Raw genomic sequence first — 25296 nt, 5'->3', positions numbered from 1 at the left:
CGGCAGGTCTGAATAGGTTTGATCTCGTGAAACAAACCTATGACCATCCCTATCGCGTTTTGCAGTTTTGCGCGTCAAATTCTGATGCTGCACTTGTAATTGTCACGCAGGTTACAGGCGGAACTTTGCGTTCTTCAGGTGCAATGATGGCCGTGACGGCCCATGACGTCGCGGGTTATATATCCAATGGGTGTGTCGACGCCGATATCATCACTCGGGCAAGAGCAGGTCAGTCGGGGTCGCTCGTCTACGGTACAGGATCTCCATTCCGTGATATTATTTTACCGTGTGGAGGCTCGATCCATGTTGAGTTGGTTCAAAGGCCAGATCGAAAGGCGGTGTTAAGTGCACTAACCGACCTGCAGGCGCGGCGCGCTGCAAATTTAATAATAAACGATATGTCGGTTCGCCTGGTGCCGACGCTTTGTATTCGTATCGCGGGGAGAGGAGCTGCCTTTATAGCGCTTGCAGAGTTGGCGACGGCTGCTGGATTTGAAGTTTGTTTGCAGTCTCCAGATGCTAATATACATCCTGACGCTCAGCATCTGATTGACCCGTCTGCAGGAACTTCATCCGTCGACGATCCATGGACCGCGGTGGTATTGCTTTTCCATGATCATGATTGGGAACCTGAAATTTTGAGAGAAGCTTTGGCTAGTCCCGCTTTTTATATCGGGGCGATGGGGAGCGCCAAAACTCACGCAGCGCGTCGCGACAGGCTTTCGGAACTCGGTGTCCCTAATGTTGAAATTGATCGCATCCGAGGCCCCATAGGTTTGGTTCCAGCGCAGCGTGATGCGCGTTGTCTCGCCGTATCTATCTTGGCTGAAATCATTCAAGCCGCGCCAGTCGAGGGCGTGCTGTGAAGCCATCAGACATAGCCTGCATCATTCTCGCAAGTGGCGTCTCTGAAAGGTTTGGCGAAGCCGACAAATTAAGCGCTAGGCTTGGCGAAAATACGGTTTTAGAAACGGTCATCAAGACCGTTGAGAGCATTCATTTTGGCCAAGTTTATGTCGTCTCACCGATTCAAAAAGAGGGGAGTTTCACTTGGGTGGAAAATAATAACCCCGCTAAAGGGCAAGGGCATTCTTTAAGGTTAGGGCTTCGAATGGCGCGCGACGCGGGATGGAAAAATAGTGTAATTGCTCTGGGCGATATGCCATTGGTTCAATCTGTAAACTTTGTAAACCTGATAACTAAAAACAATAAAAAACAGATGGTTGTAAGCGAATTTGAAAGTGTGCGTATGCCGCCAGTCTATTTAGGAGCAACCGTGATAGACAAGATTTTAGCTCAGCAATCCCCAATTGGCGCGCGTGAAATTTTCGATATGCTACAGCCGCTAACTGTTCCCATTAGTGCAGATTCCGCTCTCGACGTGGACACGCTTGAAGATTTGGATAGGGTGCGGAATATTCTAGCAGCGCGAAAATTAGAAGGGACGGACTTGCATGACTAAGACGCTGAATCCCTCCGCTCCTCTAATTGATCCATTTGGTCGGGCGATCACATATTTACGTCTGTCCGTGACAGACCGATGTGACCTGCGCTGTACGTATTGCATGGCTGAAAATATGACGTTTCTGCCCAAATCAGATTTGTTAGATGCGGTCGAATTAGACACAGTTGCAAGTGCCTTCATCGCACGAGGCGTTCGCAAGATTCGTATCACGGGTGGAGAGCCGCTTGTCCGTCGAAACACCATTGATATCATGCACCGTATATCACGTCATTTGGGTGATGGGCTGGACGAGTTGACGCTTACGACTAATGGTACGCAGTTGGAGAAATACGCCGAAGCCCTTGTCAAAGTTGGCGTCCGCCGCATCAACATTTCATTGGATACGCTAGACCCTATATCATTTTCGCGGATCACCCGAGGCGGTCGATTGCAACAAGTTCTGGATGGTATCGCAGCGGCGCAATCTCACGGGTTAAAGATTAAACTCAACGTCGTTGTCTTAAAGCATGAGAACCTAGAGCAGCTGCCCTCCATAATCGAGTGGGCTCACCGTCGAGATATTGAAGTGACCCTCATTGAGGCCATGCCGATGGGTGAAATCGAAGAAGACAGGTTTGATCAATATACCCCGTTATCGGACGTCCAAAAAAACCTTGCAAAAAACTGGACCCTATCTCGCGATAGTTACCGAACGGGCGGTCCGTCAGACTATTGGCGTGTCGAAGAGACGGGGGGGCGATTGGGCTTCATTACGCCAATGTCCAATAACTTTTGCGGAGGCTGTAATCGGGTTCGATTAACTTGCACGGGCCGATTGTTTCTCTGTCTGGGGCAGAGCGATGATGCAGACTTGCGCGCCGTCTTACGCGGTGGCGGCGATATCCATGCGGCCCTTGATGAGGCCATTGCTCGAAAACCAAAATCCCACGATTTTTTGATCGACGCGCCGGGTCAAAGACCCGCTGTCCCGCGCCATATGTCGATGACAGGCGGGTAGGTAATGGCTGTGATCTTATTTTTTGGCCGATTTTCGGATCTCGCGGAACGCATAGAGGTCGAGCTTCCTCCGTCTGTGACAGATAAAGCCACTTTGACAGCGTACTTATCTGAGACTGTCGAGGGTTTCGCGGCGATTGCTGCGCTTCCAGATACCCGGATATCCGTCAATATGATGGTTTCGATGAATGAGGCTGCGGTCGGGAATGGCGACGAGATTGCTTACATGTCGGCATTATCAGGCGGATGATACGCGTTTCCGACATAAGGTTTGATCCGGCGGCCGAATTGGCAGCGTTTCAAACGGCCGCCTCTGACGCCGGGGCTGTCGTTTCCTTCACAGGCCGTGTTCGAGACGACGGAGCGACAGAAGCGCTCATTCTCAGTCATTATGCTGGATTTACGGAGGCTCAGATCGAAACCTTCGTTGCGGAAGCCCGAAAGCGATGGGGGTTACAAGCCTGCACGATACTTCATCGGGTGGGGGAGATGGTAGTCGGTGAACCGATTGTATTCGTCGCGACGGCCTCGGCTCATCGTCGGGATGCCTTTGAGGCCTGCGACTTTCTTATGGATAAGCTGAAATCAGAGGCGCCCTTTTGGAAGCAAGAAAACAAGGCTGGTAAGCGCGTATGGATTGAACCTCGTGAGCAGGATAAGGTTGGTCTGAAAAGGTGGGACGATGCCCGGAGTTGACGACACCCTGATGTTTAGAAGCCTCGGTATCGCGGTGCTTACGATATCCGATACACGGACTTCTGAGGATGACCGTAGTGGACAGGTCTTAGTGGATCGCATTGTAGAAGCCGGGCACACCCTCTCGATGCAGGCGATTGTGCGGGATGACATCTCGGCGATTTCAGACACCGTTCTGCGGTGGGTCAGCCAGCCAAAAATTGACGTTGTTGTGACGACGGGTGGAACGGGCCTGACAGGCAGAGACGTGACGATCGAGGCAATTGCACCTCTATTTGATAAGACTTTAGAGGGGTTCTCCGCCTTGTTTCACCGCATGAGTTTCGAGAGTGTTGGTCTCTCTACGATGCAATCACGCGCCTGTGCAGGGCTCATAGGGACAACATTTGTCTTTTGCTTACCAGGCTCAACTGGGGCTGTGACTGAAACTTGGGATCACATCATTCGCGATGCCTTAGATAGTCGCTACCGCCCATGTTCCCTTGTAGATTTAATACCGAGGCTTTCCGAATGACCGCACTGACCCATATTGGTGATGATGGCCGTGCAGCGATGGTCGACGTTTCGAATAAGGCGACGACAGCTCGGCGCGCTTTGGCGGTCGGGCATGTGCACATGTCAGACCAAACATTTGAACTTCTTCAATCGGGTGAAAACCCAAAAGGCAGCGTTGAGAATGTCGCCGAACTAGCGGGAATAATGGGCGCTAAACGAACGTCGGATCTCATCCCATTGTGCCACCCACTGCCGCTTTCTAAGGTAAAGATAACAATTGAATTGGAGCCTACGCTTCCTGGATTACGGGTAAGTGCGGAAACGAAAACAATGGGTGTCACCGGGGTGGAAATGGAGGCGTTGACCGCTGTGTCTGTCGCATGTTTGACGATTTATGATATGTTGAAGGCGAGTGACAAATTGATGGTGATTGAAGGCATACGTCTCTTGGAAAAAGATGGCGGTAAAAGCGGTGCGTGGCGAGCCCCTTAAAAAATCTCGTAGGTTTCGCGCTGGACAGTCATCTTGACCTTTATGCAAATGATTGGCATTAACAATTAAAATTGAGGTAAAACTATGTCACCTAAATTACGAAAATACCTGGTGCTGGCTCATTTATGGGCGGCCGGATTGATGGCTCCCGCTTTTGCGCTTCATGCGATTTCGGGCGGCTTATATTTGATGAATATTAAGGGGCAGGTTGCGACGGAACGCGTTCCGCTGCCAGCAAACTCGACTCTCGATTTCTCAAGCGCCACATTGGAAGGTGATGTCCGCCAACTTTTGGCTGATGCTAAGATCGATCATGATTTTCAATATGTACGAAATCGCGGAACGCTTATTCAGTTGCGTCCTACCTCGCGTACTTATTTGGAATTCAAGCAGACAGACGCTGGTTTGACGGCCACTCGGGTGAAGCCTGACGCTGTGAAGTCCATGATGGAATTGCACATGGGACACGGGCCAACCCTATTTAAAACCTATCAAAAGTTGGTGGCCTTATTACTTCTGCTGGTTGTTTTCGGTGGTGTATTAGTCGGCCTGTTAGCAAGGCCCTATCGCCGACAGACAATCACAGCTGTCGTTATTGGGGTAGTGGCATTCATCCTAATCGGGTTCGTAATCTAGTCTCGAAAGATCTGTCGCTTCGGATTTCTTGAGTAAGCAATGTGTTCAAGTATCTCCGCACACCGAAAACTTCCGCATAGGTGAGACCAAATTTTAAGTCTCACATACTTTAAAGCGGGCGGCTTTGTGAAAAGCCGCCCGCTTTTTTTGTGTTTTAAAGTCAGGCTCTCAATGGCAGCCTTATTACGGTTTGGCAGTTGGATGGGCCTAACGCCTATTTGACCGCGTTAGTGATGTAGTTTTCCAGCATCTCTTGCTTTCCAGACCTCACCGCAGGAGAAATATTTTGGTTCAGAGCCGCGTCCGCCATTTCGGTTAAAGACAAGTTACCCGAAAGCATTTGTTTGCCGAGGCCTTCTCCCCAGCCCGCATAGCGCGCGCTTTTGAAGTCTTCCAAGGTGTCTTTCTCAATCATCTCTGCCGCATTGATCAAACCGCGGGCGAGAAGGTCCATTCCCCCGATATGACCGTGAAAAAGATCCTCAGCGTCAGATGATTGACGTCGGACTTTAGCATCAAAGTTGGAGCCGCCCTTTTTGAAACCACCACCCTTTAGGATATAGTATAGAGCGAGCGTAGTCTCGCGTAGGTCGTTAGGGAATTGATCCGTGTCCCAACCATTTTGTGGATCACCTCGGTTGAAATCAATAGACCCGAAAATACCGAAAGCATTGGCCATTTCAATTTCATGCTCGAAGCTATTTCCAGCCAAAGTCGCGTGGTTAGGTTCGATATTGACGCCGACCTCGTTTTCTAAACCATATTGTTTGAGGAAACCGTATACCGTTCCGACGTCTCGATCATATTGATGTTTCGTCGGTTCATGAGGCTTCGGCTCAATCCAGATATCGCCTTTGAATCCGATCTTATGTTTATGCTCAACAACCATGTTCATGAAGCGGCCTAATTGCTCCATCTCGTGCCCGACACGGGTGTTTAAAATAGTGTCATAGCCTTCACGACCTCCCCATAGAACATACCCTGAACCGCCCAGGCGATGGGTGGCTTCTAGGCAGTGTTTGACCTGAAGAGCTGCAAATGCTGTTACATCTGGGTTCGGGTTGGTCGCGCCGCCAGCCATATATCGCGGATGCGAGAATAGGTTCGCTGTTCCCCAAAGAAGTTGAGTTGAACCCGCATCCATCTTGGCTTCAATCTGATCGACGATAGCTGCGAAATTTTCCACATGCTCCCGCGGTGTCTCGGCGGCTGCCATGACGTCCGTGTCGTGGAAACAGAAAAAGGGCTGACCTAAGCGATCAAAGAAATCAAAAGCCGCGTCTAATTTTTGTGTCGCTGCGGTTTGATCCATCGCACCTTTCAACCAAGGGCGACCAAATGTCCCCGCGCCAAAAATGTCATGACCGTCCCAGCAGAAATTGTGCCAATAACAGGACGCAACCCGAAGGTGCTCTTCGATTGTTTTTCCTAGAACGACCTTTTTCGGGTCGTAATATTTAAAAGCCAGGGCGTTGGAGCTCTCGGGGCCCTCATATTTTATTTTTTCAATGTGATCGAAATAGCCGCTCATGACATCATGTCCTTTGTTTGCGTGTATAGGGTTTTAAACTTTTCTCGCCTTGGGCCCAGCTGGGACTGCCATTCTGGGTTAGGGACGATTGTTTGTTCAATTGCGGGGGGCATGCAGACACTCTTAGCGGATTCTCCGGTGAGACCCAATCTGGCTAATCGCGCCGCGCCAAACGCGGGGCCGACAGATGCACCATCTCGAATGTGAAGCGGCAGGTCAAAAACGGAGGCAAGAATTTCCGCCCAATATGTTGAGCGCGCGCCACCGCCGATTATAGAGAGTTCGGTCGGTGCGTCACCCGCTGCTTTGATCGCGTCAAAGCCGTCGGCCAAAGCAAAGCTAACCCCTTCAATAGCGGCAGCCCCTAAATCCGCGGGCGCGTGTTCAAAGGTTAGACCAAAAAATGCGCCAGTCGCTGATGGGTTGTTATGCGGCGTTCTTTCTCCTGACAGATAAGGCAAAAATGTCGGACCCGTTGCAATTGGGCGCTGGGCATCCAGCACAGTGAAAAGTTCGCTCGGCTCAGTAAAGCCTGTCATTTTCGACACAAAATCAACGGCACTCGCGGCGGATAATATCACGGCCATGCGATGCCAAAGGCCGGGAAGAGCGTGGCAAAAAGCATGCACTGCGGCAGAAGGATTTGGCAGGTAGCCGTCATCAGCGGAAAACACGACACCAGATGTCCCCAATGATATAAATCCATCCTTGGGATTAATTGTACCTGCACCGACGGCACCGGCAGCATTGTCCCCACCACCTGCGGCTACGGGCACCTTTTCCATTCCCCATTGATCGGCGATCTCTGCGCGTAGCGTGCCAGCGATGTCCGAACCCTCAAAGAGATCAGGCATATTTTCACGGGACAGACCGCATTGACTCAGGACGTCATCAGACCAGTCGCGTTTCGCGACATCCATCCAAAGTGTTCCAGCGCTGTCCGACATATCGGAGGCATGCACGCCACACATTTTGAGCCGAATATAATCTTTGGGCAAGAGCACCTTAGCGGTGCGTTTGAAAAGGTCTGGCTCGTTATCACGCATCCACGCCAACTTGGGCGCAGTAAATCCAGGCATGGCAAGATTACCCGTAATGGTAGTCAGATCCGGAATAGTCTCCATCATCTCCCTGCATTGACTTGCGCTGCGTCCATCGTTCCAAAGAATGGCAGGCCTGAGCACTTTATCAGACCCGTCTAAGCAAACCGCCCCGTGCATCTGTCCCGAAAGGCCAATCGATTTTACAGCGGCACGTCCTTTGGCCGATAGCGTTAAGATAGCCTCGTTGACGGCGATCCACCACTGCAGGTCTGGGTTTTGCTCAGCGTGGAGCGGAGCAGGGCGATGAACATCCATCTGCGAAGAAGACGCCTGTTCGACGATGACTTGCTTGTCGTCGACGAGAACCGCTTTTACGCTAGAGGTTCCGATATCTAAGCCGAGATACATTATTCGACGATCAATTCGACGGATTTTGTATTGGTGGAGCTGTTGCCGACCATTATGTCAAAGGCACCCGGTTCAACGACACGCTCCATATTGATATCATAAAACCGCAGAGCTTCGGGACCTATCTCAAACGTGACAGTTTTTGTCTCACCTGCGGCAAGGGACACGCGTTTGAAGCCTTTCAACTCTTTGACTGGACGGGTCACGGAGCTGAACTTGTCTCGAATATACATCTGAACGACTTCATCACCGGCTACGTCACCTGTGTTGGACACATTGACGGATACAGTTGCATTGCCGTCGATGCCGATTGTCGTCGTGTTCAAGCTGGGTTCGCTGACATCGAAAGTCGTATAGCTCAACCCATGACCGAATGCGTATAGAGGGCCCGCGTCGCCAAAGGCGTAACCCCGTCGAGCCGTCGGTTTGTGATTATAAAAGGCAGGGATTTGGCCAACTGTATGCGGGACGCTGACAGGCATTTTTCCAGATGGGTTGACATCCCCAAACAGAATGTCGGCAACGGCCGTTCCCGTTTCTTGGCCCAAAATCCAGCCGTAAAGTATGGCGTCCAGATCGGCTTCGACGTTGGTTAGGGCAAGCGGGCGTCCTGAAATAACGACGCCAACCGTTGGTTTGTTGAGTGCGCCAATAGCATCGACAAGTTGTTTTTGTTCGCCGATCAATGTGATATCATTTCGGTCCCCTTGATGTGTTTCAGACCAGGCTTCACGGGAGGTCGACTCATCTCCACCGATTGCCAAAATGATCAGATCGGCGGTTTTTGCGATCTCGACGGCTTTCTGAATATCGCGGAGGTTTTGTTCAGGGGAAGTGAGGTTGACCTCATCATCCCACCAAGACCGATTATCTGTGAGCGTAACGCCTTGCGCATGAACGACAGACGCATTTTGTCCGACTTCTGTTTTGATGCCGTCCAAAATGGAAACGGTCTGCTTCGGCTCGTCTGAATACCCGCCAAGGACTGTGATCGCCGCATTGGGACCGATTACGGCGATCCGCTTGTACTTCGACTTTGAGAGCGGAAGGATTCCGTCATTCTTCAAAAGTACAGGGGCTTTCTGGGCCGCTTCCAGAGCGACGGCGCGCGCTTCGGCATTTCCAGTTATTTCTGTTGCGTAATCTGCATCTGCGTAAGGCGTTTCGAATACACGTCCGCGTTCCTTCATTTCCAAGACCCGTCCGACAGCTTGGTCAACATAAGAAATGTCGTATTCGCCTGAAGTGATGCGGTCTTTTAATGCATAAAAAGCGACGCCGTCAGGGAGTTCTAGATCGACGCCGGAACGCAAGCTCAAGGCACCAGCTTCGCCGATATTTTCAACAATCCCATGACGTTTTTCTAATTCGTTAATTGCAAAATAATCCGCAACCACGGCGCCGTCGAAGTTCCATTCATCCCGAAGAACATCGTTTAAGAGCCAGCTATTGGCATGAGACGGGATGCCGTTGATTTCATTATAAGAGGCCATAACACTCGCGGCGTTTGCTTCTTTCACGGCAGCTTCGAACGGTGGGAAAAAGACTTCGTATAGATTTCTTTCCGACAGATGGGCGGGGCCGACGTTCATCCCAGCTTCGGGTTGGCCATGACCCGTCATATGTTTGAGTGTGGTCAAAACTTTGTCATCTGCAATTGGGAAGCCGCTGCCTTGGAAGCCTTTTACGGCGGCTACCCCCATACGACTGACGAGGTACGGGTCTTCGCCGAAAGTTTCTTCGATACGGCCCCATCTTGGATCCAAGGCCACATCTACAACAGGTGAGAGGACATGATGAATGCCCCGCGCGCGAATTTCTCGGGCTGTAATTGCATAGATGCGTTCTGTGAGTTCAACGTCAAACGTTGACGCTATGGCGATGGATTGCGGAAAACTGGTCGCTTGATAGGCCTGATATCCATGGAGGCCTTCTTCATGGAATAGCGTGGGAATGCCGAGGCGGGTATTTTCGATATGCCAGCGTTGAATGTCATTGACGAGGGCTACAGTATCGGCGGGATTACGTCCTGTGAGCGAACGAATCACAGTCGAATCGTTTACATCCTTGCGTTCGATTTCGGCTTCCATTCCCTGCGTATCTTGTGGGCGGGCATAGCAGCCAACGCCATTAGGGTGGATTTTGGCCACCTCCTCAGGTTGGAAGTTTCCCTCACTGTCGAGGAAGTCACCTTTTTTGAGCCAAACGCAAGAGATTTGAGCGAGCTTCTCATCCAAGGTCATCGATTGAATAAGACCTTCAACACGGGGGCTAAATGTTTGGCGGCCATCAACAACTGATGCTTCAGATTGAGGGGATGTGCAGCCTGAGGCCACTAGAAGTGCCGAAATCGAAGCGCAGAATAAAAATTTTCTCATAGTAGCATCCCATCACAAATCTTAGGTTTGAGTTTGAAGGGTATCTGACAATACATGACAACGTTGTCAAATCTAATTTTATGTTCTAGGTTTAAAACGGTCTGGTTCGCAGGTAATTAGGATTGAACGAGAGGGGGCACCTTGCCAACAATTATCGATGTTGCTCGGGAAGCTGGCGTTTCCTTCAAGACCGTAAGTCGGGTTTTCACGGGCGAGGCGCATGTGCGTGCGGAGACTCGGGATAAGGTTCGAGCCGCCGCCGCGAGAATTGGGTATGAGGTTAATCCCGCTGCGCGTGCATTACGGTCAAAAGCCCCGCGACGCGTGGCGCTCTTACTGAACAACCCTAGTCTTTCTTACTCGCAAAGTACTCAAATTGGCGCGTTATTGGCGACGCAAAAATTAGGCTCGCAACTCGTTATTGTCGAAAGCTTGGCCGCCCTTCAGGAATTTTCGGGTCTAAAGGGTGTGGTCGCATGCCCGCCACTGTCCAATGATCTGGCGGTCACAACTTATTTGCACGCGTCGGGCTTGCCATTTGTTCGTGTTGGGGCCGAGCGTATTAGTGATCTCGGAGATAAAATCGGAATTGATGACAGGTGTGCAGCGCGAGACATGACCGAATACCTCATTGAACTGGGGCACAAACGCATAGCGTTCATCAACGGTGACCCTCAATTTGATGTGTCACGACGGCGTCGGGCTGGGTTTGAAGACGCTATGTCGCATGCAGGGTTCTCGAAATATGCTCAGATCGTTAGCGGTTCATTTTCATATGAATCAGGTTTGAAGGCCGCTGAGGACCTATTGTCATCAGAAACGATTCCGACCGCTATTTTTGCGGCAAATGATGAAATGGCCTCCGCTTGTTTAGCGGTCGCTTATAAGCGGAATTTACGCGTACCTGATCAACTTACTGTCGTTGGATTCGATGACTCGCCAGTGTCTCGCGCAATTTACCCCGCGCTGACGACGATAAGGCAAGGGTTGAAGGAGCTAGTACGGGACGCCTTCATGCTTTTATCTGACAGGCTAAGCGGCGACGATGTCCCTTTTCACGATATTGTCCACCAACATGAGTTGATAATTCGCGATTCCGCGGGGCCGCCGCCAAAGGAAATGGTGAGAAACGATTGACACCGCTGTCATAATGTCAACAAATGCCCCTAGAAGACCCGCTTGACGGGCGAGAAAATTAAAAGGGGAACGGCCATGGCCGAAATTACTGCAGAGCAAAGTAAGGCGAATTCAAGCTTCATTTTGCTAATTACAATTGTTGCGACACTAGGTGGCTTTTTGTTTGGCTATGACTCTGGTGTGATCAACGGCACCGTTGATGGCCTTCAGCAAGCCTTCAATTCTGACAGCGTGGGTACAGGATTTTCCGTCTCCTCCATGTTGCTTGGGTCAGCCGTAGGCGCATTTTTCGCAGGTTGGTTGGCCGACAAATTTGGTCGCCGTAATATGCTTATGGTCGCCGCAGTGTTGTTCATTATTTCAGCATGGGGATCTGGTATTGCGGGCTCTCCTGCCGCGTTTGTGTTTTACCGGATAATTGGTGGTTTGGCTGTTGGGGCCGCCTCGGTCATGGCGCCTGCCTATATTTCAGAAATTGCTCCTGCAGAAACGCGCGGACGATTGACGTCTATTCAGCAAGTCGCGATTATCTTCGGCCTGTTCCTGTCATTCCTCTCTAATTACTTCCTTGCGAAACTCGCAGGCGGATCGACAGAGATTTTCTGGGGTGGACATGAAACATGGCGCTGGATGTTTTGGATCGAGCTGATCCCAGCTTTCTTGTTTTTAGGATTGCTGTTCTTGATTCCGAAATCTCCTCGCTTCTCTATGTTTAAAGACGATGAGGCTGGAGCCAAAAAGACGCTTTTACGCCTGTTTGGCGATCCGAAAGCCTCGCAGAAGGTTGAAGAAATACGTCAGTCGCTTGTGCAGGATCACAAACCGCGCCTCAGCGATACGCTTGCGACAGCCAAAGATAAGGGCTTTGTTTTCCGGACAATTGTCTGGGTGGGTATCGGCTTGGCCGCATTCCAGCAACTTGTCGGAATTAACGTCGTCTTTTATTACGGTGCGGTTCTTTGGCAAGCCGTCGGATTTACCGAAAGCGATGCGCTTTTGATCAACGTGCTCTCTGGTGGATTGTCGATTGCGGCTGTTCTTGTAACGCTCATGACGATTGATCGCATTGGTCGGAAGCCTTTTTTGGTTTGGGGCTCCACAGGCATGGCAATTACGCTTGCTGTTGTCGCCTTCGCTTTCTCGCGTGGCACACTAGATGCCGAAGGAACTCTTCAATTGCCTGGAAATATGGGTCTCGTCGCACTTATCGCCGCAAATGCCTATGTCGTTTGTTTCAACATGAGTTGGGGCCCAGTCATGTGGGTGATGCTGGGAGAGATGTTCCCGAACCAAATTCGCGGCTCAGGTCTAGCTATCGCAGGTCTGGCGCAATGGCTGACGAACTTCGCGATTACCTTTACCTTCCCAATTTTCTTGGCGGGCATTGGTCTGGCAGCAGCTTACAGCATCTACGCTGTCTTCGCCTTGATTTCGGTCTTCTTTGTCCTCTGGTTGGTCAAAGAAACCAAGGGCAAAGAGCTGGAAGACATGGTGGGCTAAGGCTCATCTGACTTAAGAATTGAAAAGGCCAGGGATTTAAGATCTGGCCTTTTATCTTTGTGGCGTCTTCGGACTGCGGCAGAGACGAAAATGATTGGGCGCGAAGATCGGCGGCAGTCACGCTTATTCGGCACATTCTCAGCGTTTTGCGTTTTTGAACGATTAAACTGGTCAACAATGGATTTTAGTCTTATGAGGAACCTATGGTAACTATAGCTAAACAGCTACTACTCGCGTTTGTGCTGCTCTTATTGGCCCTTCTAGGCCTTTAGACGCTTCACTCGTTCGTAAAGTAAATCGGTCCCAGTTTGTCGGGACTGTGAGCAACCTATTGCCTTTGACAAAGTAAGAAGCTTCCGCTCCAATTTGTCTTGAACTCATGTTATCCCAATGTCTGTGATAATCGGTTTAGGCGTATTTTCCAATCTCCAAGGGATATATCATGATCCGACCTCTCGTTCTAAAATCCGTTTCAATCATAGCGGTGGCAGCCCTATTGTCAGCATGCGCAAATTCAACAGATGAGGCGGGGGCGAACACCTCAACAGCGGAAGTCCGCGCGCCGGGCACAGTTGATCCCTCAATCTGGCCGAAAGTCGAAAGTCCTGTCGGTCTGGACGAAGCGATGGAATCCCGCATTACTGACATCATGGCGCAGATGACGTTGGCGCAGAAGGTTGGACAAATTATTCAGGCTGACATCGGGTCAATTACACCAGAAGATTTGAAAACATATCCTTTGGGGTCGATCCTAAATGGCGGCAATTCCGCACCAAATGGCGATAACCGATCACCAGCGTCCGCGTGGGTAGAGCTCGCTGATGAGTTTTATGAGGCTTCTAAGGAAGCATATGGGGAAAGCTTTTTCATCCCGATGATCTGGGGCACTGACGCTGTTCATGGGCATAACAATGTGCCGGGCGCTACCGTTTTCCCGCATAACATCGGCTTGGGCGCAACGCGCAATCCCGCGCTTCTAGGTAAAATTGGCGCCATCACGGCCCAAGAAATTCGAGTCGGCGCGCAAGAATGGACATTTGCGCCGACCCTTGCCGTTGTACGAGATGACCGTTGGGGGCGGACCTATGAGGGATATTCTGAAAACCCGGAAGTGACGGCATCCTACGCTGGCGAACTGATCCGAGGCATTCAAGGCGATGTTGGCTCCAGCGATTGGCTAACGGGGGATCACGTTATCGCCACAGCGAAACATTTTCTGGCCGACGGCGGGACAAACCAAGGTCGGGACCAAGGTGACTCTATCGAGACAGAAGAAGAAATTCGTGACATTCATGGGGCAGGTTACCCACCCGCGTTAGAGGCTGGCGTTCAATCTGTTATGGCGAGCTTTTCGTCTTGGCAGGGCGAAAAACTGACAGGCCACAAAGGGCTCCTGACTGATGTGTTAAAAGGACAAATGGGATTTGACGGTTTCATCGTCGGAGACTGGAATGCCCACGGTCAGTTGGATAGCTGTACCAACACAGACTGTCCGGAAGCCCTCCATGCGGGTCTCGATATGTTCATGGCCCCTGATAGCTGGAGAGGTTTGTATGAAACAACTTTGAAGCAAGCTGAAGGTGGTGAGATTGACCTCGCGCGTTTGGACGATGCAGTGCGCCGTATTCTACGCGTTAAATTGCGTGCGGGCCTTTTTGAGGCCGGGAAACCTTCAACACGTGGCGTCGCAGGGCAATATGACCTGCTACAAGACCCTGAATCCAAAGCTGTGGCGCGCCAGGCGGTGCGCGAGTCATTGGTTCTACTTAAAAACGACGGCGTGCTTCCCTTATCCAATGATGCGACAATCGTCGTGGCTGGCGATGGTGTTGATAACATCGGAAAACAATCGGGGGGCTGGACTCTATCTTGGCAGGGAACGGGCAATGAAAACAGTGATTTTCCGGGTGGTTCTTCGTTTTTAGATGGTATTGAGCGTCATCTATCAAATGGTTCGGGTAAAGTCATTCAGACCGACGAGAGTGGAAGTTACACAGGTAACCCGACGGTCGCTGTCGTCGTTTTCGGCGAGGACCCTTACGCGGAATTCAAGGGTGATATAGATACGCTGGCCTATAAGCCCGGCGATGATAGTGATCTTGATTTACTGAAAAAATTTCAAGCTGACGGTATCCCAACGGTCGCTATTTTTCTCTCGGGGCGTCCTATGTGGATGAACCGCGAACTCAACGCCTCAAATGCATTCGTGGCGGCTTGGTTGCCAGGGTCCGAAGGCGGTTACGCCATGGATGTCCTCTTTGGGCAAACTGATGACGGCGCTGCGGTCGATTTTAAAGGTACTTTGTCTTACTCTTGGCCCCGAACGGCGATTCAAACTCCGTTGAACTATGATGATGAAAACTACGACCCACTCTTCGCTTATGGGTATGGTTTGTCCTATGCGAACGCAAAAGTGGTTGGAACCTTACCTGAGGATGCAGGGGTTGAGCTCTCTCAGAAGAACGAAAGTAGTTTCTTCAAGGCCGGCAAAGCTGTATTCCCTTGGGAGATGGTTGTTGGAGACGCGTCGGGTAAAACAACCGTAAAAACCTCGAAAGCGGAAAGCCCAGCAGGAAACGTCAAAATTTTCTCAGCCGATGATGGTGTTCAGGAAAATATCCGTACGCTCGAATTTACGGGCCCAGGACGGTTTGAAGTTCGGGGGACGCCGATTGATCTCCGACGTCAAAACACAGGCGATATGGCCATATACCTGCGTATTAGACCTGAAACGACAACCGGAAATAACTCGGTTCGCCTGGGGCTTGATTGTGGCGGCACGAATTGCAGCGTTGACAACAGGCTCTCTACTATTTTGCAAAACACAAAAGTCGGAGAATGGGCAGAGGTCTCCGTCAAACTGTCCTGCATGGGTGATCCGTCCGGTATGGAGTATGTCTCTGCACCGGTGTTGATGGAGTCTGACGGATCCGCGAAATTCAGTATTTCTGACGTTCGTCTGGTCGCCAATGAGGGACAAGCCGTCTGTCTGAATTAGGCCGAAATTGAAATTGCGAAATTTAAGCCCGCTTAGTTTATCGCTTAGCGGGCTTTTTAGTTGGAGGCTTCGGCTTTTAGGGTTCGGAAATTTAATGCCCAAGGGGCGGGGCGGAAAAGGGTTTCTTGCGAACAGAGCGCAAACCCTCCATAACATAAAAAGCTCATGCGGTTTAGATTTTTGTCTGATTCCTATCGCGTGTGAGCCGTTGAGATAGGGGAGCCTTCGGGTATGAAAGCTACAATTACCGATGTCGCCAAGAAAGCTGGTGTCTCAATGAAAACGGTATCGCGGGTTTTGAATAACGAACCTAATGTTGCTGAAAAAACCCGTGCGCATGTAAAGGCAATCGCCGCTGAACTCAGATACACTCCCAATCTGGCGGCGCGAGGCCTTGCGACATCGAAATCCTACCTAATTGCTCTGATTTATGACAATCCGTCGATAAACTACATCTCGCATATTCAGCGAGGCGCGATTGATGCTTGCCGAGAAGCTGGATATCACCTCGTCGTGGAGCCCCTTTATTTGGAGAAAGTGAAGTCTCGCGCTGAAAAGGCGGATGCCATGCGCATGGTTTTGGAGAAATTACCAGTCGACGGCGTAATATTGACACCGCCCCTTTGCGATAGTCAGGGCGTACTCCAAACCTTGTCAGAGCTTCGTATTAAATGCGTGAGGGTGGCCCCAAGAAACAGAGGCCAGCAGCCGTTCGTTGGGATGGACGATGATACTGCGGCCTATCAGATGACCCAGTATTTGTTAGAGCAAGGCCATAAACGAATTGGCTTTATCAAAGGTCATGTGGGTCATGCCGCTACAGATATGCGTTATGACGGATATTGTCGCGCAATCGAAAGCGGAGGTTTAAGCGTTTCTGAGCAACTCGTGTTCCAAGGAGATTTCTCTTTTGAGTCGGGGGTCGTGCAGGCTAAAAAACTATTGGAACTCCCTGTGTCTGAGCGCCCAACGGCTATTTTTGCATCAAATGATGATATGGCGGCCGCGGTCATATCAGTCGCTTCCCAGATGGGCTTAGACGTGCCCGCAGATCTTTCTGTTTGTGGCTTTGATGACACTCCGCTCGCGCGGAATTTATCCCCTGCGTTGACGACGGTGCGACAGCCAATTTATAAGATGGGGTTCAAGGCAGCCCAGCAGCTTATTGACCCAGATGGTGATCAACAGAAAATCGGTCAAATTCTTGATTTTGAAATTATGTTGCGGGATACAGTGTCTAACCTGAAAAATTAGCCCAAATCTGCTGCTCGAATTCACATTTCCTGCGTCAAGTTAAGACGAAATGAGTTTGACAGCGCTGTCACCTTTGGACATATTCTAAGAACACTGGAATTTGACCCAGAAACCTAGACATCCTTTATTCTCATTGAGGTTATATGGCCGACGACCAAATACCAATTTCAGCTGATCCGAATGCTGAAGGCGAGGCGGTGGAGAACGATCCGCTGGTAGAAGCTGGCTCGGGCTTTGTTCCCGTTGAACCGTTCGAAATTGTTGTTTTTGGCGGTACGGGTGACCTTGCACGACGGAAACTTATCCCGTCGCTGTATCACCGATTCTGTGATGGCCAGATCCCGCCGCAATCCCGCATTATCGGGGCCTCACGGTCCGAGCTGGATCGTGACGGTTACTTAAAACTCATAAGAGATTCCTACATCGAGTTCGCTGGCCAAAAAGGTTTCTCTGAAACCAAATGGAAAAGCTTCTGCAAACTTATCGATTACGCTACCGTAGACGTAACGAAAGACAACGACTGGGGTGGTTTAGGCGAAAAGCTCGATAAATCTGAGAGCCTCATTCGCGTGTTTTATTTAGCCATGCCGCCTGCCTTGTTTTCGGACATCTGCAATGGTCTACAGAAAGCAGGGCTCGCGCATAAACAGAGCCGCGTGGTGTTGGAGAAGCCTCTTGGGCGAGACTTCAAATCAGCTGATGCTATTAATGAGGCCGTTGGCCGCGTTTTTTCTGAAAAACGCATTTACAGAATTGATCATTTTCTTGGCAAAGAAACAGTCCAAAACTTGCTGGTCTTGAGATTCGGAAATGTCCTTCTCGAACCGCTTTGGAACCGAGATTCCATTGAGCATATTGAAATCACAGTTGCGGAAGACATAGGCGCGGGCGGACGTGGCGCATATTATGATAAATCTGGTGCACTGCGTGATATGGTTCAGAACCATTTACTCCAACTCCTATGTCTTACAATGATGGAGCCTCCCGGATCTACCGATGCAGATGACTTGCGTCTTGAAAAGATTAAGGTATTGCGGGCTCTTGCTCCTATCACGCCTGCTAATGTCAAACAAAAGACGGTTCGCGGACAATATGTCAAAGGCAAAGTTGATGGCGCGTCGGTGCCAGATTATCTGACCGACGTAGAGATCGAAGAAAGCACGGCAGAAACCTATGTTGCCATAAATGCGGAAGTAAATAATTGGCGTTGGGCCGGGGTTCCTATCTATATCAGAACCGGGAAACGGATGAAGTCCAGGCGGTCTGAAATCATCGTCCAGTTCAAGCCTGTCCCGCATTCTGTGTTTGGGCCAGATATTAAAGTGAACCCCAACAAACTCGTCATTCGATTGCAGCCCGACGAGGCCGTGAATTTGTGGATGGAGATTAAAGAACCTGGCGCAGGTGGGCTCAGGCTTAAAACCCTACCACTGAACCTGTCTTACGCTGACAATTTCACGGTTCGATACCCAGACGCCTATGAGCGTCTGTTGATGGATGTCGTGCGGGGGCGGTTATCGCTCTTTATGCGCCGCGATGAAGTTGAAGCCGCGTGGCGATGGTGTGACGGCATCCTGGAGGCGTGGGATGAGGTCGATCAGAGCGTGGCATATTACCCCGCAGGGTCCGATGGTCCAGAAGAAGCCAAACGCATGTTGGCGCGACAAGATGATGTTTGGTCTGAAAACTAATGCATGAGTTGCCAAATATTTCCGATATAGGCGAACCAGTTATTGGCGCCGCAGCGGCGATCGAGTCTGTTTTACGGCAGGCCCTAAAAACGCGCGGGCAGGCGAGCTTGATGGTAAGCGGCGGTAGTTCGCCAAAACCCGTTTACGCGCAACTTTCCAAAGCCCAACTCAATTGGTCCAAGGTTACCATTAGTCTTGTCGACGAGCGCTGGGTGGACTCTGGTGAGTCAGGGTCGAACGAAGACTTTATCCGAACTAACCTTATTCAAAATGAAGCGAAACACGCGAACTTTTTTGGGCTAAAGACACCCCATTCTACGGTAGCGGAAGGTTTGGCCGCCGCGGAGGCGAGGTTTGAGAAAATTGCAAAGCCTTTTGATGTTTGCGTGATGGGAATGGGCGGCGATGCGCATACTGCGTCATGGTTCCCAAACTCTAAGGGGCTAGAGAATGCTTTGTCTTCGAATAATGAAGATATTCTTTGTGAAATTGATGCCACGGGTTGCCCCGTGGCAGGGGAGCATCCCTCCCGTATTTCGTTGACTTTGAGCGCCGTTCTTGGCTCGCATACTATAATATTATTTATCCCGAGCGCTGAGAAACGCGCTGTGTTTGCGTCAGCGGGTGACCGCCCCGTATTGGACGCCCCAGTCAAAGCCCTGCTTCAGGCAGGTGACAAATTACATGTCTTCACGAGCCCTGAATTATGACCCACGCCGTTATCAAAGACATCACCGCCCGTATTACGGAACGATCCAAAAAAAGCAGGGCAGGCTATTTAGCCGCCTGTGAAATGCAAATGCGGGAGGGGCCGCGCCGAAGACGTTTGTCCGAAGGGAATATCGCACATGCGTCTGCTGGTTGCGCTGTCTTAGAGAAGGCAGAATTGCTGGGCGCAAAGTGGGCAAATATCGGCATAGTGACCGCTTATAATGATATGTTATCTGCGCATGCGCCTTTCGAAAAGTTCCCTGAATTGATCCGTCATGCCGCGCGCCGCAATGGAGCAACAGCGCAAGTTGCGGGCGGTGTTCCAGCTATGTGTGACGGTGTCACTCAAGGGCGTGACGGGATGGAATTATCGCTATTTTCACGGGATAACATCGCTCAAGGTGCGGCCATCGCGCTGTCACACGATATGTTTGACGCTGCGATCCATTTGGGAGTGTGTGACAAAATCGTTCCTGGTTTGATGATCGCCGCTTTGCGATTTGGCTGGATCCCGCAAATTTTTGCGCCGGCTGGGCCGATGCCGTCGGGTATTCCTAACCCAGAAAAAGCGCGGGTCCGCCAAGCATTTGCTGCCGGCGAAGCGACGCGCGAAGAGCTTCTGGCAGCTGAGGCAGCGAGTTACCACGCGCCCGGGACATGTACGTTTTATGGCACCGCCAACACGAACCAAATGCTGATGGAAGTCATGGGCATGCAGCTGCCCGGATCAAGTTTCGTGCATCCTAACACGCCGCTGCGTGACGCGTTAACGGCGCAGACTGTACGCCGAGCAACACAGATCACGAATATGGCTCAAGGTGATGACGCGGCGTTCACGCCCGCCTGCAAGGTGATTTCCGAAAAGAGCATTGTGAATGGCATTGTCGGATTGATGGCCACGGGTGGATCGACCAACTTGACAATTCATATGGCTGCGATTGCTCGATCTGCTGGAATTATTATAAATTGGGATGACTACGCCGCGATCAGCGCCGCCGTTCCACTGATCTGTAAAATTTATCCAAACGGAATTATGGACGTTAATCACTTCCATGCAGCGGGTGGTATGGCCTTCCTAATCGGAGAACTTCTGAGTGAAGGATTACTGCAAGGCGATGTGACAACAATTGCTGGTGGCGATGGATTGCACGCCTATACAAAAGAGCCTGTCAAAAACATGCATTTGGAAGTCGACAGTGTGATCTGGCGCGACGGTCCAACGAAAAGTCTGGACCCCGAAATCCTTACCACTGTGAAAGAGCCTGTTCGTGAAGATGGAGGCCTTGCCTTGATGGAAGGCAATTTAGGCCGCGCTGTTATGAAAATTTCTGCGGTCAAGCGTGAGAATTGGTTCGTGGAGGCTCCAGCGATTGTGATTGACGATCAAAATGAGCTGATAGAGATGCACAAAGCGGGCGAGTTGGAGCGTGACTTCGTTGTTGTTTTAAGGTTCCAAGGACCGCGTGCGAATGGCATGCCTGAGCTACATAAATTGACCCCTATTTTAGGTCTGCAACAGGATAAAGGCTTTAAGGTCGCCATGGTCACGGATGGGCGAATGTCTGGTGCTTCTGGCAAAGTTCCGGCTGCAATACATCTTCACCCTGAGGCCCTGATGGGCGGTCCGATTGCACAGGTGCAAACGGGAGACGTTGTTCGCTTGGACCCAGCTAATCACACAGTTGAAGTTGTTGGGACGGACCTAGCGGGTCGGGATCTGGCGACCCAGCCATCGCAGCCTCAATTGGCTGCGCTGGGCATGAATATGTTTGCCGCCCAACGTGCCATCGCGACTGATGCGGAAAGCGGGGCTTCGACGCTGGGCGATATGCCGTGGTTCATCTGATGCAAATGCCAGAGCCGCAAACCGTCGACCTTTCACAAGAACTAACATTGGTTGGCGATGTCGGTGGCACAAACTGCCGACTAGCTCTGGCGCAGCGCACAGCTTCAGGGAACATCGAATTACATCATTCAGAACGTTACGCCGTTGCAGAATATGAGCATTTCAATGACGTCGTCGCGAGTTATTTGAAAAAATACGACATCCGTGCCCAGCGGGGGGCCTTTGCGTTTGCGGGTCCAAAATTTGATGACGAAATCCGCATGACAAACATCAATTGGATCGTTTCTGAGGATGAGTTGCGCCGGACCTTCGCCTTGGAGACTGCGGTTGTTTTGAATGATTTTGTGGCTATGGCAAATGGCGCGACGGTTATTCCAGATGATGGTTTTGACGTCCTTATTCCCGGTAAGGTGAACTATAACAAACCTGTGTCGGTACTTGGGCCAGGAACAGGAATGGGGTTATCCTGTATATTGCCTGGTCGGCCGTTGAGGATAATCCCAACCGAAGGTGGCCATACAGCGTTCGCACCAGGAGATGAATTGGAGCGTGACGTCCTGAGATATTGGGCTAATCGAATGCCCTTCGTTTCTGCTGAGTCGCTGATTTCAGGTCCAGGACTCGAACGATTGCACACGGCGATTTGTGCGATCATGGATAAACCGTCCAATGACTTAACTGCTCCAGAAGTTGTCACAGCAGCTCAACTGGACAAAACCTCTACGGCGCGAATTACCGTGACACAATTCTGTTCAATGCTAGGCGGGTTTGCAGGCAATGCCGCAGTAACCCAAGGCGCATCTGGCGGCGTGGTGATTGGTGGTGGTGTGTCTCGGCATATTGCGCCCTTCATTCAATCTTCAGATTTCATTGAGCGTTTTAAGAACAGAGGGCCAGGAAGCTGGTATGTTAAAGATATCCCTGTGCGTCTGATCCGCGCTGACTTTGTGCCTCTTTATGGCGCTGCTGCTATGGTTCTTGATGCTCCAAATTAAAGGTGTTGCTATGCTTAGATTGACCACGACCATGACATGTGTCGCGACGCTTTTGATGGCCTGTAATAGCGCCCCCTCCACTCCCACTACTGTTCTTGACACTCAGATTGAAACCTTGGGGTATGTTGAATCATCGCGTCCTGATCTCATTCAATCCTCTGCCCAAATAGAAAATTTAGGCGGGAATTTTGGCTGGTCTGAAGGCCCTGTTTGGGTAGAAAAACTGGAGGCTGTTCTTTTCACAGATGTTCCTGGAAACACGATTTGGAAGTATAAAGACGGGGAGGGGCTGACGACTTATATGTCCCCCTCCGGCGCGACGCCGCCTCTACCCGAGTACACATCTAGTCCGGGTGCGAATGGTCTGATCTTGTTAGATACGGACACCTTAATCGTACCAGATCATGGAAATCGGACATTGTGGCGTCAAAACATAACGACGAAAGACCGTACGGTCTTAGCCGATAATTTTCAGGGGAAGCGATTAAACAGCCCCAATGATGCCGCTTTGCATAGCTCAGGCATAATCTTTTTTACGGACCCGCCTTATGGGTTGAAGGGGCAAGATAGCGATGCGGCCAAAGAACTCAATTTTAATGGTGTGTTTGCATTGTATCCAAATGGAAGCCTTCAGCTTATCGATGACAGTCTGGCGCGTCCAAATGGCGTCATTTTATCTCCAGATGAAAGAACGCTTTATGTTGCGAATTCTGATCCAGCGACAGCGAACTGGACGGCCTATGATGTTGGTGTGGGCGGCGGGGTCTCAAATCCAAGGGTCATCGCCGAAGCCTTTGAAGAGCTAGCTGCTGGATTGAGAGGAAACCCAGACGGCATGGCAATGGCCGCAGACGGCACTATTTTCGCCACGGGGCCTGGTGGTGTCTGGTTGTTATCTCCAACAGGCGAAAAACTGGGCGTTATTTCGACAGGGTCATCGATTGCGAATGTGACGTTTGGCGGCGCAGATGGCCGCGACCTGTACATGACATCTCACAAAAATTTGGCGCGAACCCGTACCAACATTAAAGGTCACGGATTTTAAACGCGCCGTGCTTTCCATGCGGACTATCAGCTCAGAAGGGCTCCAGGTCAGTCGGTTAATCCTGAGCCCTGCTCAAATTGAATGTTCGCGAGTCTCGCATAGAGACCGTTTTTAGCTTTAAGTTCAGCGTGGTTTCCGACTTCTACGACTTGGCCGTCTTCTAGGACGACAATTCGGTCAGCGTTCAGAACAGTGGAGAGACGATGGGCAATGACCAAAGTTGTTCGATCTTTGGATGCTGTTTCAAAAGCTTTCTGGACGGCCTGTTCTGATTCAGAATCGAGCGCTGACGTCGCTTCATCTAGCAAGAGAATTGGTGCATCCCGCAAAACAGCGCGAGCAATTGCGATACGTTGACGTTGTCCACCGGATAGCATCGTACCTTGTTCTCCAAGGTCCGTTTCATAGCCGTCTGGTAATGCGACAATAAAGTCATGTGCGTAAGCGGCCCGCGCAGCCTTTTCCACGTCATCGCGCGTCGCACCTATTCGTCCGTAGCTGATGTTCTCATAGGCCGTACCAGAGAAAAGCGGAGCGCTTTGTTGAACCACAGCAATATGCGAGCGCAAGCTCTCTGGATCAAAGTTTCTGACATCAATATCGTCCAAGCGAACTGACCCGTTTTGCACATCATAAAAGCGCAATAGCAGTTGGAAAATGGTCGATTTACCTGCGCCACTCGGTCCGACGATTGCGATCGTTTCGCCAGGTTTAATGTCCAAGTTCAAAGACGTCAGCGCTGGTAAGTCTGGGCGTGTTGGATAACTGAAATCCACATTCTGGAACGATAAATTTCCAGTGACATTGGTCAACGAAACCGGAGACTCTGGTGCTTTGATAAGCGGCTTCTCGTCTAAAATTTCTACTAACCGATCAGCTGCACCCGCAGCTCTTAGCAAATTTGTAAAAGTCTCCGTAAGCGAGCTCGCTCCGGCAATTGCCAGAAAGGCTAAAAGAACAAATGCCCCTATGTCGCCTGCTGTCATTCGACCATTTAAAACCAACCAAGCCCCGTAATTCAAAATTCCAATAATACCGAGCAGGGCAATCGTCATCATGAGCGCTGTGAGCGCCGACTGGACAGTGACACGCTTGCGTTGGGAGTTGAAGCTGGCCTCGATTTCTGCGCCAAATTCTCGACGTTCGAACGCCCCCTGCGTGTAGGCTTGAACCGTTTGGATGCTGCCGAGGGCTTCACCTGCGCGTGCGGAAGCGCCTGCGAGGTGGTCCTGGCTTTCTTTTGAATGTTTCTTGATCTTCTTGCCCGTTAATACAAGCGGCAAAATCATTGCGGGTGCGATTGCGAGCACCATCAAAGCGAGTTTCCATGACAAGAAAAACATCATGATCAAGGCGCCAATGATTTGCGCAATGGAGCGCAGCGCGAAACTGACGGATCCAGTAATAACTGTTTCGACAAGGGTGGTGTCTGTCGTTAGTCGCGAAAGAACTTCACCTGTTCGCACTCTTTCAAAGTATGTGGGGGATAAGAAAGTTAGTCGATCAAAAACGGCTTTTCGCACATCGGCGATGACGCGTTGGCCCAATCGCGTAATGAAGAAAAAGCGGAGAGCGCCCGCCAAAGAGAACAAAATTGCAAATAGTCCCGCGAAAACAAAGTAACGGTTGAGCGAGCCCCCCGCATCAGCGGAAATGTATCCGCAAATTCTTATGGTGGAATCACCGTCGCCAAATCCACAATCGATAATCAACTTAAAAATCCACGGCATCATCAAACTGCCAAGTGCGGACAAGATAAGAAATAACAAGAACGCTGAAAGCTGACCGGGATAGTGACTTATAAACGGCCACAATTTTGCCAGTGGCCGTAACGAACGAGCTTTGCTTCGGCTTGCTTTATCTTGGTCAATCTTTGCGATGAAAGCTGCGCCAGAACTGCGGGATGGGTCTGTTGTAGAATTTGCCATATCACGCGCGCTATCGCACTTTGTTGATCAAGTGTAAAAGGGTCATTGTGC

21 protein-coding genes are annotated in these 25296 nt (G+C 50.7%); 17 read left to right on the top strand and 4 right to left on the bottom strand.

Annotated elements, in window-relative coordinates; genetic code table 11:
* Positions 1 to 26: 26 nt before the first annotated feature.
* The 8 genes from IE073_RS05550 to IE073_RS05515 all read left to right on the top strand — a co-directional run bounded on the left by IE073_RS05550 (position 27) and on the right by IE073_RS05515 (position 4780).
* Positions 27 to 866: an XdhC family protein gene (locus IE073_RS05550; RefSeq protein ID WP_189582409.1), complete on the top strand. Its 840-nt coding sequence runs from the start codon at positions 27 to 29 to the stop codon at positions 864 to 866.
* Positions 863 to 1462, top strand: a complete 600-nt coding sequence (locus IE073_RS05545; protein ID WP_189582405.1) for a nucleotidyltransferase family protein — start codon at positions 863 to 865, stop codon at positions 1460 to 1462. Before IE073_RS05550 ends, IE073_RS05545 begins: the two co-directional genes overlap by 4 nt.
* A complete protein-coding gene (gene moaA / locus IE073_RS05540; protein WP_189582403.1) occupies positions 1455 to 2462 on the top strand; it encodes a GTP 3',8-cyclase MoaA in 1008 nt (335 codons plus the stop codon). The genes IE073_RS05545 and moaA overlap by 8 nt, the downstream gene beginning before the upstream one ends.
* A gap of 3 nt (positions 2463 to 2465) precedes the next feature.
* Entirely contained in the window at positions 2466 to 2711 is a 246-nt protein-coding gene (locus IE073_RS05535) for a MoaD/ThiS family protein (RefSeq protein ID WP_189582400.1), read from the top strand.
* The gene (locus IE073_RS05530) at positions 2708 to 3157 is read left to right on the top strand and encodes a molybdenum cofactor biosynthesis protein MoaE (RefSeq protein WP_189582397.1); all 450 of its coding nucleotides are present in this window, start codon (positions 2708 to 2710) and stop codon (positions 3155 to 3157) included. Before IE073_RS05535 ends, IE073_RS05530 begins: the two co-directional genes overlap by 4 nt.
* Positions 3144 to 3671: a molybdenum cofactor biosynthesis protein B gene (moaB, locus tag IE073_RS05525; protein WP_189582394.1), complete on the top strand. Its 528-nt coding sequence runs from the start codon at positions 3144 to 3146 to the stop codon at positions 3669 to 3671. The genes IE073_RS05530 and moaB overlap by 14 nt, the downstream gene beginning before the upstream one ends.
* Positions 3668 to 4144, top strand: a complete 477-nt coding sequence (moaC, locus tag IE073_RS05520; RefSeq protein WP_189582391.1) for a cyclic pyranopterin monophosphate synthase MoaC — start codon at positions 3668 to 3670, stop codon at positions 4142 to 4144. The genes moaB and moaC overlap by 4 nt, the downstream gene beginning before the upstream one ends.
* Before the next feature lie 84 nt (positions 4145 to 4228).
* Positions 4229 to 4780: a hypothetical protein gene (locus tag IE073_RS05515; RefSeq protein ID WP_189582388.1), complete on the top strand. Its 552-nt coding sequence runs from the start codon at positions 4229 to 4231 to the stop codon at positions 4778 to 4780.
* A 214-nt stretch (positions 4781 to 4994) separates the two neighbouring features.
* Here IE073_RS05515 and xylA read toward each other — a convergent pair whose 3' ends face one another.
* Genes xylA through IE073_RS05500 form a run of 3 tightly spaced genes read right to left on the bottom strand, consistent with a single transcriptional unit; the run spans position 4995 to position 10140 of the window.
* Complete coding sequence (xylA, locus tag IE073_RS05510) at positions 4995 to 6311, bottom strand: xylose isomerase (protein ID WP_189582386.1); 1317 nt, start codon at positions 6309 to 6311, stop codon at positions 4995 to 4997.
* The gene (xylB, locus tag IE073_RS05505; RefSeq protein WP_189582383.1) at positions 6308 to 7762 is read right to left on the bottom strand and encodes a xylulokinase; all 1455 of its coding nucleotides are present in this window, start codon (positions 7760 to 7762) and stop codon (positions 6308 to 6310) included. The genes xylA and xylB overlap by 4 nt, the downstream gene beginning before the upstream one ends.
* Positions 7762 to 10140 (bottom strand): glycoside hydrolase family 3 N-terminal domain-containing protein, encoded by a 2379-nt coding sequence (locus IE073_RS05500; RefSeq protein WP_189582380.1) that lies wholly within the window; start codon positions 10138 to 10140, stop codon positions 7762 to 7764. Before IE073_RS05500 ends, xylB begins: the two co-directional genes overlap by 1 nt.
* Positions 10141 to 10281: 141 nt before the next feature.
* Here IE073_RS05500 and IE073_RS05495 point away from each other — a divergent pair, with 141 nt between their 5' ends.
* The 9 genes from IE073_RS05495 to IE073_RS05455 all read left to right on the top strand — a co-directional run bounded on the left by IE073_RS05495 (position 10282) and on the right by IE073_RS05455 (position 23317).
* The gene (locus tag IE073_RS05495) at positions 10282 to 11277 is read left to right on the top strand and encodes a LacI family DNA-binding transcriptional regulator (RefSeq protein ID WP_189582377.1); all 996 of its coding nucleotides are present in this window, start codon (positions 10282 to 10284) and stop codon (positions 11275 to 11277) included.
* A gap of 75 nt (positions 11278 to 11352) precedes the next feature.
* Positions 11353 to 12777, top strand: a complete 1425-nt coding sequence (locus IE073_RS05490; protein WP_189582373.1) for a sugar porter family MFS transporter — start codon at positions 11353 to 11355, stop codon at positions 12775 to 12777.
* Between the two features lie 442 nt (positions 12778 to 13219).
* Positions 13220 to 15775, top strand: coding sequence for a glycoside hydrolase family 3 protein (locus tag IE073_RS05485; RefSeq protein WP_189582370.1), 2556 nt, complete (start codon positions 13220 to 13222; stop codon positions 15773 to 15775).
* Between the two features lie 231 nt (positions 15776 to 16006).
* Positions 16007 to 17029: a LacI family DNA-binding transcriptional regulator gene (locus IE073_RS05480; protein ID WP_189582367.1), complete on the top strand. Its 1023-nt coding sequence runs from the start codon at positions 16007 to 16009 to the stop codon at positions 17027 to 17029.
* 143 nt (positions 17030 to 17172) lie between these two features.
* Positions 17173 to 18720: a glucose-6-phosphate dehydrogenase gene (gene zwf / locus IE073_RS05475; RefSeq protein WP_189582364.1), complete on the top strand. Its 1548-nt coding sequence runs from the start codon at positions 17173 to 17175 to the stop codon at positions 18718 to 18720.
* Complete coding sequence (gene pgl, locus IE073_RS05470; protein ID WP_189582361.1) at positions 18720 to 19430, top strand: 6-phosphogluconolactonase; 711 nt, start codon at positions 18720 to 18722, stop codon at positions 19428 to 19430. The genes zwf and pgl overlap by 1 nt, the downstream gene beginning before the upstream one ends.
* Entirely contained in the window at positions 19427 to 21277 is a 1851-nt protein-coding gene (gene edd / locus IE073_RS05465; protein ID WP_189582358.1) for a phosphogluconate dehydratase, read from the top strand. The genes pgl and edd overlap by 4 nt, the downstream gene beginning before the upstream one ends.
* The gene (locus IE073_RS05460; protein ID WP_189582355.1) at positions 21265 to 22272 is read left to right on the top strand and encodes a glucokinase; all 1008 of its coding nucleotides are present in this window, start codon (positions 21265 to 21267) and stop codon (positions 22270 to 22272) included. The genes edd and IE073_RS05460 overlap by 13 nt, the downstream gene beginning before the upstream one ends.
* A 10-nt stretch (positions 22273 to 22282) precedes the next feature.
* Positions 22283 to 23317: an SMP-30/gluconolactonase/LRE family protein gene (locus IE073_RS05455; RefSeq protein WP_189582352.1), complete on the top strand. Its 1035-nt coding sequence runs from the start codon at positions 22283 to 22285 to the stop codon at positions 23315 to 23317.
* Between the two features lie 47 nt (positions 23318 to 23364).
* Here the strand turns inward: IE073_RS05455 and IE073_RS05450 are convergent, their stop codons facing one another.
* Positions 23365 to 25245, bottom strand: a complete 1881-nt coding sequence (locus IE073_RS05450; RefSeq protein ID WP_189582349.1) for an ABC transporter transmembrane domain-containing protein — start codon at positions 25243 to 25245, stop codon at positions 23365 to 23367.
* Positions 25246 to 25296: the final 51 nt, after the last annotated feature.

This window comes from Litorimonas cladophorae (assembly GCF_014652455.1).
GTDB classification, from domain to species: domain Bacteria; phylum Pseudomonadota; class Alphaproteobacteria; order Caulobacterales; family Maricaulaceae; genus Litorimonas; species Litorimonas cladophorae.
This window is presented reverse-complemented; position numbering and strand designations above follow the sequence as displayed.